The 13,181-nt window shown below is 35.7% G+C and carries 11 protein-coding genes; 3 read left to right on the top strand and 8 right to left on the bottom strand.

The window, feature by feature from the left end; all coding sequences use genetic code 11:
- Position 1 precedes the first annotated feature (1 nt).
- Positions 2-3,031: a SusC/RagA family TonB-linked outer membrane protein gene (locus E0H99_RS05415; protein ID WP_131992105.1), complete on the bottom strand. Its 3,030-nt coding sequence runs from the start codon at positions 3,029-3,031 to the stop codon at positions 2-4.
- 201 nt (positions 3,032-3,232) lie between these two features.
- Here E0H99_RS05415 and E0H99_RS05410 point away from each other — a divergent pair, with 201 nt between their 5' ends.
- Positions 3,233-3,892, top strand: coding sequence for a ribonuclease HII (locus E0H99_RS05410; RefSeq protein WP_131992102.1), 660 nt, complete (start codon positions 3,233-3,235; stop codon positions 3,890-3,892).
- 138 nt (positions 3,893-4,030) lie between these two features.
- Here E0H99_RS05410 and lipB read toward each other — a convergent pair whose 3' ends face one another.
- Both lipB and E0H99_RS05400 read right to left on the bottom strand, forming a co-directional pair.
- Positions 4,031-4,729, bottom strand: coding sequence for a lipoyl(octanoyl) transferase LipB (gene lipB, locus E0H99_RS05405; protein WP_131992099.1), 699 nt, complete (start codon positions 4,727-4,729; stop codon positions 4,031-4,033).
- 107 nt (positions 4,730-4,836) lie between these two features.
- The gene (locus E0H99_RS05400) at positions 4,837-5,568 is read right to left on the bottom strand and encodes a hypothetical protein (RefSeq protein WP_240723446.1); all 732 of its coding nucleotides are present in this window, start codon (positions 5,566-5,568) and stop codon (positions 4,837-4,839) included.
- Positions 5,569-5,773: 205 nt separating this feature from the next.
- Here E0H99_RS05400 and lysS point away from each other — a divergent pair, with 205 nt between their 5' ends.
- On the top strand, positions 5,774-7,483 hold the full coding sequence (gene lysS / locus E0H99_RS05395; protein WP_131992096.1) for a lysine--tRNA ligase: 1,710 nt from the start codon (positions 5,774-5,776) through the stop codon (positions 7,481-7,483).
- A 61-nt stretch (positions 7,484-7,544) separates the two neighbouring features.
- Here lysS and E0H99_RS05390 read toward each other — a convergent pair whose 3' ends face one another.
- The 4 genes from E0H99_RS05390 to E0H99_RS05375 form a co-directional block, all read right to left on the bottom strand.
- Complete coding sequence (locus E0H99_RS05390; protein ID WP_131992093.1) at positions 7,545-8,504, bottom strand: transporter; 960 nt, start codon at positions 8,502-8,504, stop codon at positions 7,545-7,547.
- A gap of 159 nt (positions 8,505-8,663) precedes the next feature.
- Complete coding sequence (locus tag E0H99_RS05385) at positions 8,664-9,704, bottom strand: cytochrome-c peroxidase (RefSeq protein ID WP_131992090.1); 1,041 nt, start codon at positions 9,702-9,704, stop codon at positions 8,664-8,666.
- Between the two features lie 58 nt (positions 9,705-9,762).
- Complete coding sequence (locus tag E0H99_RS05380; protein WP_131992087.1) at positions 9,763-10,542, bottom strand: MbnP family protein; 780 nt, start codon at positions 10,540-10,542, stop codon at positions 9,763-9,765.
- A 135-nt stretch (positions 10,543-10,677) separates the two neighbouring features.
- Positions 10,678-11,052, bottom strand: a complete 375-nt coding sequence (locus E0H99_RS05375; RefSeq protein WP_235832084.1) for a hypothetical protein — start codon at positions 11,050-11,052, stop codon at positions 10,678-10,680.
- Between the two features lie 317 nt (positions 11,053-11,369).
- Here E0H99_RS05375 and E0H99_RS05370 point away from each other — a divergent pair, with 317 nt between their 5' ends.
- Entirely contained in the window at positions 11,370-11,831 is a 462-nt protein-coding gene (locus E0H99_RS05370; protein WP_131992084.1) for a hypothetical protein, read from the top strand.
- Between the two features lie 63 nt (positions 11,832-11,894).
- On the opposite strand, the gene hemL is transcribed toward E0H99_RS05370, so the two are convergent.
- Positions 11,895-13,181: a glutamate-1-semialdehyde 2,1-aminomutase gene (gene hemL / locus E0H99_RS05365; RefSeq protein ID WP_131992081.1), complete on the bottom strand. Its 1,287-nt coding sequence runs from the start codon at positions 13,179-13,181 to the stop codon at positions 11,895-11,897.

The raw sequence follows: 13,181 nt of genomic DNA, 5'->3' as shown, positions 1-13,181 counted from the left end.
ATTATAAATTAATTGATAGTCCAAAAAGGAATGATTGTACTGTAGGGTAAGAATACAAAGCAAATTGACCAGGTACTAATAAACCTGTTTGGCTCTCTGCACTACCGATACCTACTTCTGGATCACCATTAAACTTAGTCCATGTGAACAAGTTTTGCATTTGAACATAAAATCTAATATCGTCTACTGGTAAATTATTAAACGCTTTTTTAGTGAATTTATATCCAACATTAAGGTTTCTAAATCTAATAAAACTTGCATCTTCTAAATAACGATCTGATTCCACGTTAGAATTGATTCCAGATATTTGTCTAGGAACAGGTCTAGAAGCAGTAGTATTAGAAGAAGTCCAATAATCAAAAGCATTCACTGCTTGATTTCTTGTAGGCGCATTACCGTCCGCATTCATGTTAGACCACATGTAGTTATAAGTGTAATTTCCTTGCTTGAATACAAAATCAGTAGAAAGATCAAATCCTTTGTAAGCAAATTGCATTCCAAAACCACCTTCATATTTTGCATAAGGAGTTTTTCCTGTAAATACTCTGTCTCCAGCACTATATACATCTGTAGTAGTACCATCTAACTTTGTGTACAAAGCGTGACCATTTGCAGGGTCTACACCAGCATAATTAACCAAGAAGAAATCATCAGGAGAATGACCAACTTTATTCCATGTTAAACCACGAGAAAGTTGGTTATTAGGGTCTCCAGGACGGTTTAGTGTATTAATTTTTCTATCAAAAACTGCTGCATTTACATAAAATGACAATGTAGTACTTGCACTTTTAATTGCAAAAGCTTTCAATTCAACCTCTGCACCTTTAGAGGTCCAGTCTCCTGCATTAATTTGAGTTCCAAACGCAGCACCATCAGTTGTATTATCGCTATAGATGAAATCTTTTCTTACATCTTTAAACACTGAAGAGCTAAAAGTTAACCAGTTGTTAAAAAGTGCAGATTCAAGACCAATTTCAGATTTTCTCGCTTTTTCAAACTTTAAGTTAGGATTTCCTACAGTTGAATTTGTCAATATTGTACCAATACCTCCACCGTAAGGTGACGTTGAGAACAAGTTTTGAGCATCATAACTACCAATACCATTAGTAGAATTTAATTCACCGTAAGAAGCTCTTAATTTTAAGTTATTAAGCCATTTCACATTACTCATGAAAGACTCACGAGTTACATTCCACCCAATAGAAGCTCCTTTTGCAAATTCATATTTATTGTTTGCACCTAAAACAGATGAACCATCTCTTCTTCCGTACAATGACACTAAATACTTACCATCAAAGTCGTAATTAATATTCCCGAACATACTTACTTGAGCATTTTCCGTTCTTCCTGTAGAAGGAACACCTACTACTGCAGTACCTGCTGTAGGTAAATCTCCATTCACATATCCTTTTCTAGTTAAAGAATATGATCTAAAGTTAGACTTGAAATATTCGTATAAAACAGTAGCATCAAAATTATGCTTATTATTTATACTATACTTATACGTCAAACTGTTTGTTAACTGATACTCTAGAGCGTCCGAACCATTATCCGTTTTTGAACCTCTTGCTGCTGGATCCCCAACAATTAAATCCAAGAAAGAGCCTGGTTTAGTAAATGACTCTCTCTGATAACGCTCATAATTCATGTTCATTTGCGTTTTGAATTTCAAATCTTTTACAATACCAATTTCAACATACGGACGACCGTATAATCTGAAAAAACGACGTTGCTCTGTATTATTAATGATAGCCTCTTGAATAGGAAAACCAGCTGCTAAATTTGTATTAAAAGTAGGATTACCTAACACATCATTAATGATATTTCCATTTGCATCTCTCGCATAAAAAGGCTCATATGGGTTGTAATCATACATCGCTCTAATTGGACTTTGTGCATTATTACGGTCTCTTGAATCATTGAATTTCTCGTAAGATCCACCAATGTTAAATCCAAACTTCACACTTTCGTTCGCTTTATATTCGCTATTGTATCTTGCTGTTATTCTATTAAACCCTTTCAACTTATCGATAATACCGGTATCTTCCGTATATCCTACTGACATATAGTTAGTAAACTGATCGTTACCTCCCGAATAAGAGAAGTTATTATTTTGAATAAAACCTTTTCTAAGCAAGTCATCTTGCCAGTTGTGATTGTACGATCTTAACAAAGCAACTTGTGCAGGTGTTTTACCGATTGACCCTCCTACACCGATTAAACCTTCATATCTAATTTTATCATCCGCGTTCATCATAGTAAACGGATCCTTTATTTTTTGAGAAAAACCAATTGTGTTATTAAATGTAAATTTAGCTTTTGCATTCTTACCTTTCTTGGTGGTAATCACAATAACTCCATTTCCTCCACGTACTCCGTAGATAGCTGCAGAAGCACCATCTTTAAGAACTGACACTGACTCAACATCATTAGCACTCAAAGCAGAAGCTTCAGTTCCGCTAACAAATGCACCATCTACTACGTAAATTGCCTGAGCCGAACCACCCGTAATACTTACTGCTCCACGAACAGTAACAAACGCTGCAGCACCTGGTTTTCCGTTAGCACCAGTAACCTGTACACCTGCCGCCTGACCTTGTAATGCATTTTGAATCGTCAATGCAGGAGACTGCTTTTCAATTTCCTCAGCTGATACCGTAGAAATAGAAGAAGATAGTTTTTTAGAATCTCTAGAGAAGTATCCTAAATTTGTCTGAACGATTACCTCATTTAAACTTACTCCATCTTTCATTGTAACATTCACTGTATTTGATGCTCCAACAGTTTTTGTGGTTTCAGTCATCCCAACAAAAGAAAAAACTAAAACATCTCCAGTTTTCGCTTTGATCGAATACTTACCATCGAAATCGGTCTGCACCCCTGTCTTCGTACCTTTTATTAAAACATTAACACCTGGTAAAGGTCCAGTGGCATCGGTAACAACACCTGCCACTGTCTTCTCTTGCGCAAATGCAAATTGCATTGACAATGCCAATAGCAATGAAAAAATCCATTTGAATTTTGATCTCATATTAATTTGTTTTGAATTAGTTATTTCACAAAAATCATAATAAAATCTTAAAAAAACAAATTTATTTCATAAATAACGAAATTAACATTTGTTAAAATTTCTACTCGAAAAAAATAGATTAACTCATCATTCATCTTATTTATCATCAATTATTTACTGATAGTTATACATAAAACTATATTTTTGCCAAAATCACTTTTAATGCTAAACCTATTTTTTTTAACACCAAATTTAGAAACCGGAACTGACGAAGCCGGCCGAGGCTGTCTTGCCGGACCGGTTACTGCCGCTGCTGTAATATTGCCATTTGATTTTCAAAATGATATTTTAAATGACAGCAAGCAGTTATCTGAAAAAGCCAGAGAAAAATTAAAACCTTTAATAGAACAACAAGCCGTTACGTTTGCAGTAACACATCTTGAACCTTTGATAATTGACGAAATAAACATTCTGAATGCCTCTATAAAAGCAATGCAGGAAAGTATTCTAAAACTGGATCCAAGACCTGAATCTATTATTGTAGATGGAAATAGTCCTTTAATTCCTAAAGGAGGAATTAAAAATCGAGGAGGAAAGATCTTTACAGCTGCTGAAATCGAAATCCTAAATTCGATTCCGAGTGCCAGTATCATAAAAGGAGATGCAAAATTTATGAGTATTGCTGCCGCTTCTGTGTTAGCAAAAACGTATAGAGATGAATACATGAACCGAATTCATGAGGAATTCCCGATGTACAATTGGAAACAAAACAAAGGATATCCTACCAAAGAACACAGGGAAGCGATACGAAAATATGGCGTGACTAAATACCACCGAATGACATTTCGATTGTTACCAGAGCAGTATTCTTTTGATTTTTGAATAAAGATTAACGATTTTTGATTTCAGATTTAAAGGAAATCGATTACATTAAAAATTGTTTTTTTTTTAATATTCAATAATAATGAAATTCATAAGTCTGACACAAATCTGAAATCAAAAATCGTTAATCTAAAATCTTCAATCGAACTTAGCTTCAAACAAATCTGCAAAATGTTTCAGGATTTTTTCTTTCACTTCTGCTTCGTTTACTTTTTCAACTCCAAGCTCTACGTTTAATGAAGTTACAGCTTTACCGCGGATCCCACACGGAATGATATTATCAAAATAACCCAAATCAGCATTTACGTTTAAAGCAAATCCATGCATGGTTACCCAACGGGAAGCACGAACGCCCATAGCACAAATTTTTCTGGCAAATGGAGTTCCTGCACCCAACCAAACACCGGTTTCACCTTCGCTTCTACCGCAAACGATTCCATATTCCTGAAGGGTAAGAATAATGGCTTCTTCCAGAAGACGCAAGTATTTATGAATATCCGTAAAGAAATTTTCTAAGTCTATAATTGGATAGCCTACAATTTGTCCCGGTCCGTGATACGTAATATCACCACCACGATTGATTTTATAAAAAGTAGCTCCTTTGGCTTCCAGTTGTTTTTCAGATAAAAGCAAATTACTCAAATCACCACTTTTACCTAATGTATAAACATGTGGATGCTCCACAAAAAGAAAGTAATTTGGAGTTTCTAATTCGAGTTCTTCTCTGCGATTTCGAATTTTCAAGTCAACGATTCCTTTGAACAATTCCTCTTGGTATTCCCAAGTTTCTTTGTAATCTTTAGTCCCTAAATCTTGAAGTTGGATGGTTTTATTCATTTGTCATTGCGAGGAACGAAGCAATCCTATTTCGTTCACTTATTTTTGAATGACAAAGGTACAAAGTTTTTAAGAGAAGTTACAGTCAAGAAAAACTTCCAATGAAGTTACTCTAAAATAACTTCCAGATTAGTACTCTCCGGATTTACCAAAAAATCCATTATTAAAAATTGCAATTCCAATGATTTTTTGTCCACACTGATTTTTGCTTTTGTATTTGACACTGTCTTTATTTTTCTGGGAAAATGATACTTTAAAACATAAAGCTGCGTGATTTTAGATTTAGAAATTTGAGTTTTGTATCCTTCAATTTTATCCTGCTGTTTTTTTAGCTCAACTGCATCTGTAATTTCCACTGTCCTTTTAAAAAGACTTCCGTCAAAAGTGTAGCTGACTGAATAATAATGCTCTTCGGCAACCAATGCATAATTATTTTCTATATCATCTGCATATTCTTCGGTTTTGTATAAATCCGCAACTTCCTCTATTGTATTAAAATTTTGACTGATTGTTGTTCGAAATTCTTTCTCGTAAGAACTTTTCTTGATGTGAACGTTAACGGTTGCATATTTTTGAAAAATAGCTTTTTCGGATGCTGGAAGTTTTGAAAATGTTTCCGAATATTTCGTTATAAAATCCTTGAAAACGTAAGTTGTATCCTCGAATTTTTCTTCTTTCGAATAATTTTCACCCGCTACTTGCATATAACTGTGTTCGTCTCGAAGTGATTCGGTTTCTATTTTCCCCGTTCCGTCCTGATTTAAATGGATGGTTTCGGTGATTTGACAACTTGTAGCGAGTAATCCTAAAAACAACAAAGCGTAAATTTTATTTTTCAATTTCTATAATTTTGAATCGTGATTTTCACCAAATGTAAATTAAGAACTACAATCCCTAGCCCAGAGTACAGTGAAAATCCTTTTTATTTTTACTTTAAAAATAAAAAGATTGTAGCGCAAAGCTGGAAATAGCTCCAAAAAACGGTTAGCACTTTGCTACTTTGCTACTTATACAGTATCTTTGCGCTCTTAAAATCAGAATAAAATGGCATTATCCGAACAAGAAACTCTACGTAGAGAAGCACTTACAGAATTACGCAATTTAGGCATCGAACCTTATCCTGCAGCCGAATTTATCACAACAGCATATTCCAGCGAAATCCTTGCTGATTTCGAGAAATACGAAGGAAAAGAGGTTGTCTTAGCAGGTCGTTTGATGGGTAAACGTATCATGGGAAAGGCCTCATTTGCGGAATTGAAAGATGCTGAAGGACGCATTCAAGTATATGTTTCTAGAGATGATATTTCGACTGATGAGGAGAAAACGATGTACAATGTAGTTTTCAAAAAACTATTGGACATTGGAGATTTTATTGGGGTTCGTGGAACAGTTTTTAAAACGCAAGTAGGTGAAATCTCGGTTCATGTTTATGGATTGACGGTTTTGGCGAAAGCCTTAAAACCACTTCCAGTAGTAAAAACGGATGCTGATGGAAAAACACACGATGCTTTTGCTGATCCAGAACAAAGATACCGTCGTCGTTACGTGGATTTGACCGTGAACGATCACGTGAAACAAACCTTTATCAAAAGAACTAAATTGTTTAATGCGATGCGTTCTTTCTTTAACGATAAAGGTTATTTAGAGGTAGAAACGCCTGTCCTGCAACCGATTCCCGGTGGAGCTGCAGCGCGCCCTTTTATCACGCACCACAACTCGCTTGACATCCCGCTTTATATGCGTATTGCAAACGAATTGTACTTAAAAAGATTAATTGTTGGTGGTTTTGAAGGGGTTTATGAGTTTTCAAAAAACTTCCGTAATGAAGGGATGGACCGTACACACAACCCGGAATTTACCGCCATGGAAATATATGTAGCCTACAAAGACTACAACTGGATGATGAAATTTGCCGAAGACCTTTTGGAACATTGCGCAATTGCCGTAAATGGAAGTTCAGAAGTAATTTTTGGGGAACATACCATCAATTTTAAAGCGCCTTATGCTCGCGTTACAATGACGGACTCCATCAAACATTTTACAGGATTTGATATTTCAGGAAAAAGTGAAACAGAGTTATTTGACGCTGCCAGAGGAATGGGAATTGACGTGGATAAAACCATGGGGAAAGGAAAACTGATTGATGAAATCTTTGGCGCTAAATGCGAAGGAAATTATATTCAGCCTACTTACATCACGGATTATCCAAAAGAAATGTCTCCGCTTTGTAAACAACACCGTGACAACCCGGAATTGACAGAGCGTTTTGAGCTAATGATTTGCGGTAAAGAAGTTGCAAACGCCTATTCTGAATTGAATGACCCAATTGACCAAAGAGAACGTTTTGAAGACCAAATGAGATTGGCTGAAAAAGGAGATGATGAAGCTACCGGAACTATTGATGAGGATTTCTTGAGAGCTTTAGAATACGGAATGCCTCCAACATCTGGAATGGGAATTGGAATGGACCGATTGATTATGTATTTGACAAATAATGCTTCTATTCAAGAAGTATTGTTGTTCCCACAAATGCGACCAGAGAAAACTCAAGTTAAAATTGAACTGGAAGAGGATGAGAAATTAATTGTCTCGCTATTACAAGGAAATGAAAACCAAATGGATTTTGGTCTTTTAAAAATAAAATCGGAATTGAGCGGTAAAAAATGGGACAAAGCCATGAAAAATTTATCTTCTTTAGGATTGACTGAAGTTGTCGTTAATGGCGATAGCAAAGCGTGTCGACTGAAAGAATAATTTTATTCGATAAAATATATTTATAAAAAAAGGAGTTTCAATCGAAACTCCTTTTTCTATTTTACAAACTGTAATTCAAATTGATACTCCAACGATAATTAGCTTCTACATTGCCACCCGTAAGGTTTTGATTGATAGGTAACATGGCATTGGCTCCAAAAGAAAGTCTTTCCTTCCCTACTTCTAAACCAATTTTCCCGAAAAGAATATCTCCATTTGTGTTTTTCAATTTTTGATTGTGCTGATAATTGCTTTCATAGACTTCGCCCGCAAAACCAAGTTGTGGAACTATAGAAAAGCTATTTTTCTCGTATAAATAGAAAAAAGTTCCTGCATAATTCAACTGATTTCCAAAACGGTAGTTCTTTTGATTTTCGGTTTTTATCACATAATTTAGCATGAAATTCAAACCAAACTGCTTTCTTTTAACGACATATTCGGTAGCCAAAAGATAATCCCAACTTCCCGTTCCTACCTGAAAACTTGGATTTATACTTCCGGAATTAGCTTCGTTAAATTTTCCCGTTGGCGCTTTTATCCCACCTCCTAATTGCAACGTATGCACCAAAAAAGTACTGTCTTTGTGGGTTTGATACAAACGATACATCGCCAAAACCGTAATATCACCAATTCCATTTATACTTTTATTGCCTGTTGCCGTTTCTCTCTCATGAAAATGATACGGAATTAAAGCCGAAACCTGAACAGTCTCGCTAACTGGAATTCTGCCCCAAGCCTGAACGGTGTTGAAATTTTCCTTGTACCAAGGCGAATTGCTGTACAAACCATCCATGGATTTGTACTGTTGATTGAAATACCGTATCCCGACAAAATTAGAATTTAACATCGATGTAAATCCCATGCTTCCACCGCTGGCTGAGCAACCGCAAGCATCACAAAAATCCTCTTCTTCAAGAAACGAATGGTATTTTACAAATGGATTAACAGTGTTTAAACTGTCTTTTTCGGTGGCGTTTGCCAATTGAAAAAGCAGCAGAAATAGTAGTGCGTATTTTTTCATATTTGTTGTTTTTAGCCCTGATGGAAACGGAAAGCCCAGAGCGAAAAAGCTTGTTTTCCTTGTCCTGAAAAAGCGACCAAAGGAAGCCCTTTTCAGAACTTAGAAAAACGGCTTTTTTCGCGAGGACTTGTAGTGTACAGCAGGAAATAGCTTCGGAAATTAATATTCGGAAAAACGTTTATCCGTTAGATATTGCGTGTCCGTCAATGTTTTTAGAAAAGCGATTATTTTTATTTTTTCATTTGTTGTTAAAGGAATGCCGAGTGACCCGTTTTTATATAAAATTGGGTCTAAAGTAGCTGAATTCACTACTCCGGAATTGTAATGCTCTATGACGGCTTCCAGCGTAAATAGCCGTCCATCATGCATATAAGGCGCCGTTTTTTCTATGTTTCTAAGACTTGGTACTTTAAATTTGTACTTGTCCTGAGGTAGCTCAGTTACACGAAAACGACCGACATCATCGATAGCAGGATTCACTTGCAAACCGTTATTTCTGAAAGAATTATCAGTAAACAAATCCGTAGCGTGACAGCTGGCACATTTTTGATTAAAAATTGCGTATCCATCTCTTTCGTCTTGGGTTAGTGTTCCGCCAGATTCGTTGCGGCGGTACTTGTCAAAACGGGAATTCGAGGACGTGACCATAACCATAAATTGTCCCAAGGCTTTGAGCATGTTTTCGGAATTGATTTGTCCATCGGTGAAAGCATTTTTAAATAGCTTTTGGTACGCTGGATCGTCTTTCATCATAGTGATGGCATTCGCAAAATCGCCATTCATTTCAATGGGACTCGTAAACGGAATAATAGGCTGCAGATCTAAATGTGTCGTTGCTCCATCATACATAAAAGTGGTTTGATAAGCCAAATTCTGAATTGGTGGCGTGTTTCGTGTTCCAATAGCGTCATCAACACCATGACTAAAAGTGTGTCCATGATGCGTAAAAGCGTCTTCCTGAATGTGACAAAATCCGCAGGAAACAATTCCATCCGAAGCCAAACGCCCGTCATAAAAAAGCTTTTTTCCGAGTTCGAATCCTTTTTCTGTTGGTGGATTATTTGCTAAATCATACGCCAAAACCGGAAAATTAGACGGCACTTGAAAGTCTAATGGAAGATTCTGATATTCCTCGGCATTATCATTAGAGCAAGACCACAGCAACGGCAAAATGAGCAACAGTATATATTGTGCTTTCATTTTTTATATTTTTATAAAAAGCGGTCAGGCAAAAAACCAACCGCTATTGCATTAAAATTTAGTCGTTATGCACATGGTCTATTGTAAACATAGAGGAAACATTAGCAGTAACCAATGCTAATTTAGCCCCGCCCATAACAGTTGCGGCTTCTGAAAGACTGATTTTATTGGCACCATCAATAAGCTGAGACAAGTCGGCCATAATGTGAACCTGAGGTGTAATTGTAGTTCTTACCAAAGCAATTTTAGGAAAATCTAGCGTCACTTCGGTGTAATTATAATCTGTTCCAGTTTGTCCGGTGTGCACTTTAAATTGTTTTGCTGTTGACACAGTGGATGAAGTAAAAGTTCCTTCGAAAGCCACAAACTTATAGCCGGCACTCCATGACCACATCATTCCTGCGGTTTGGGCTTTCGCCAAAAAGTCCCCTTGACCGGTTGCTCCCGCTTCCCATTGCGTTTTATCAACTCCTATTCCGTATTTTACTTTAGTATAATTTCCTGCAGGAATATTGGAAAGATTCAATACTAATGTTGCAGGCGTTGCTTCATCCACGATAAAATAGCTTTGGCTTTTTGGATAGGTAAAGGTTGTCCCATCTTCTTTTGTCAAGACAATGTTACTCACAATATACATCGCTTTCGAAACAGCAACAACCTCAGCATTAGAATTTGTATAATTAGTATTCATGGCAAAATCAGCCGTTTTATAGGTATTGTCAAATTCTAATTTAAGGTTTCCTTCACCAGTAATCGCTTCATTATCATCATTTGAACAAGAAAACATTGTTATGGCAATAGCTAGTACAGCTAGTATATTTTTTAATTGAAATTTCATTTCTTTAGTTTTTTTATTTTAAATTTAGGTATTGATTTGCATGCCTTTTTTGGACGATTTTTTTCCAAAAAAAGCAAACAGAATCTCATCCGTTGCATAAAACAGACAAGAAAAGCACACTACGTGCATAAAAATTTAAGAAATGAAAGGGGGTGGATGAAATACTGAAGCACTATTCAAGTGAAAGTATAAATTAGAATAGTATGAGTTTATTTTTTCTTTGTTACCAAAACAAACGGGTGTAATTACGAAAGATTTGATTTCCTCAAAAATGAGTACGTCAAGTATTTGAGAAGTTCCTTTTTTATTGGAAGAAAGAGGCTTTTCAGCATCAGAAGCTTTAGCCAATTCTTTCATCAAATGACATTTTCCGTTACATTGCATTTTAGGTTTGTCCTTATTGATACAAAGTACTTTCGAAATATATTCATAATTCACGACATACTCTAAAACCGGTAGAATTGGCTTTACAAGCATGATTAATACAATTATGAATACGATTTTTTTCACGGTGCGAATTTACTAAATCATTAGGTCATAAAAAATGTTTTAAATAGAATAATCTTGTTTACCAAATTCAAAATAAAGTATTGTCATCCAAAATAATTTAAATAAATAACATCAAAAAGTTGAAAAATTAAACTTTATAAAAACTAATAAATATCATGTTTTAGCAACAATAAAAGCTACTTTTTTGGTATTTTCTATACAAAAATAGCTACTACAAATATTCATTTACTATTAAATCCAAACGATAATTTTTTGTTAACGATTAAACTTTTTATGACTATTCTTGTCCTATATGCATAAAACTTAAAACAATACAAATGAAAAAATTATTTATCACTGCATTATTAGTTGTCGGAATGACAAGCTTTGCACAAGAAAAAAAAGCAAGACCAGAGCGCACCCAAATGGAGCAATTGACACCTGAGCAAAGAAATCAATTGCAGTTAAAAAAAATGACTCTGGAATTAGATTTGAATGCTTCACAACAAAAAGAAATGAGTACAATCATTGCAGAACAAAGTGCCAAAAGAGAAGCTAGAATGGCAGAACGAAAAGCAACTAAAGATTCGGCTAAAAAACTAACTTCTGACGAACTTTTTGCTAAAAAAAACAAAATGTTAGACGAACAAATTGTTATGAAAGAAAGAATGAAAAAAATTCTTACATCAGAACAATATAAAAAATGGGATGACATGAAAGGAAAAAAACATCACGGAATAAAAAAAAGAATGATACATCATAAAGATAGAAAACCAGCAGAAATGGGTGATAAAAAATAATCCATTCACTTGAAATATTTCATCTTATTTCATAAAAAAAGCCCCAATTGGGGCTTTTTTTATTTAAAATGTTTTCGATACTTTATCTATAGCTCGAATGGTGAAATCTAAATCCTCATACGTTAATGCATCGGTTATAAACCATGTTTCATAAGCAGACGGCGCAATATAAATTCCTTCTTGCAATAATCCGTGAAAGAATTTCTTGAAGGTTTCATTATCGCCATTTGCAGCTGTTTGAAAGTCTACAACCGGAGCGGCATCAAAATGAACCGAAATCATAGATCCAATGCTGTTGATTGTAAATGCAACATCATTTGCTTTTAAAACTTTATCAATTCCTGCAGCCAAATATGCTGTTTTCTCTTCTAATCTTTTAAAAATAGCACGATCAGCATCTAATGCTTGTAACATCGCTAATCCTGCTGCCATTGCCAATGGATTTCCTGACAATGTTCCTGCTTGATAAACGGGACCTAACGGAGCCAGATAATTCATAATTTCTGCACGGGCGGCAAAAGCACCAACAGGCAATCCTCCACCGATTACTTTCCCGAAGCAAACAATATCAGCAGTTATATTAAATAATTCCTGAACACCGCCTCTTGCGAGTCTGAATCCAGTCATCACCTCATCAAAAATCAATAGAATTCCGTTATCGGTACACAATTGGCGCAAGCCTTCCAAAAAGCCTTTATTTGGTGGAATACAGCCCATGTTCCCCGCAACAGGCTCCACGATTATGGCTGCAATTTCATTTTTATTCGCTTCAATTAAAGTGGCTACATTATCTAAATCATTGTATTTTGCAAGTAAAGTATCCTTTGCCGTTCCTGCTGTTACTCCCGGACTGTTTGGTGAACCAAAAGTAATTGCTCCACTTCCCGCTTGGATTAAAAACGAATCCGAATGACCATGGTAACAACCTGCAAATTTTATTATTTTGTCTCTTTTAGTAAATCCACGAGCCAGCCTTACAGCGCTCATACATGCTTCAGTACCTGAGTTTACAAATCTGATTTTATCGATATTCGGAACCATAGCAACAGCCAAAGCTGCAATTTGAGTTTCCAATTCTGTTGGCATCCCAAAAGAGGTTCCTAATTTTGCTTTCTCAATCACGGCTTGTACTACCGGTTCGTAAGCGTGTCCTAAAATCATTGGACCCCAAGAATTGATATAGTCAATCAAACGGTTTCCATCTTCATCATACAAATAAGCACCTTTAGCACTTTTGACAAAAATTGGAGTTCCACCCACTGCTTTAAAAGCTCTCACTGGTGAATTTACACCTCCCGGAATTACTTTTTCTGCTTCAGCAAAAAGCTGACTGCTTCTTTTATACAACAT

It is taken from the genome of Flavobacterium sp. GT3P67 (genome assembly GCF_004349155.1).
Classification (GTDB): Bacteria; Bacteroidota; Bacteroidia; order Flavobacteriales; family Flavobacteriaceae; genus Flavobacterium; species Flavobacterium ranwuense.
This window is presented reverse-complemented; position numbering and strand designations above follow the sequence as displayed.

Excerpts from the sequence above, each read along its gene's own strand:
- E0H99_RS05415 (WP_131992105.1), bottom strand. The coding sequence starts at position 3,031 with ATGAGATCAAAATTCAAATGGATTTTTTCATTGCTATTGGCATTGTCA.
- E0H99_RS05410 (WP_131992102.1), top strand. The coding sequence starts at position 3,233 with ATGCTAAACCTATTTTTTTTAACACCAAATTTAGAAACCGGAACTGAC.
- lipB (WP_131992099.1), bottom strand. The coding sequence starts at position 4,729 with ATGAATAAAACCATCCAACTTCAAGATTTAGGGACTAAAGATTACAAA.
- lysS (WP_131992096.1), top strand. The coding sequence starts at position 5,774 with ATGGCATTATCCGAACAAGAAACTCTACGTAGAGAAGCACTTACAGAA.
- E0H99_RS05390 (WP_131992093.1), bottom strand. The coding sequence starts at position 8,504 with ATGAAAAAATACGCACTACTATTTCTGCTGCTTTTTCAATTGGCAAAC.
- E0H99_RS05385 (WP_131992090.1), bottom strand. The coding sequence starts at position 9,704 with ATGAAAGCACAATATATACTGTTGCTCATTTTGCCGTTGCTGTGGTCT.
- E0H99_RS05380 (WP_131992087.1), bottom strand. The coding sequence starts at position 10,542 with ATGAAATTTCAATTAAAAAATATACTAGCTGTACTAGCTATTGCCATA.
- E0H99_RS05370 (WP_131992084.1), top strand. The coding sequence starts at position 11,370 with ATGAAAAAATTATTTATCACTGCATTATTAGTTGTCGGAATGACAAGC.
- hemL (WP_131992081.1), bottom strand. The coding sequence starts at position 13,181 with ATGTTGTATAAAAGAAGCAGTCAGCTTTTTGCTGAAGCAGAAAAAGTA.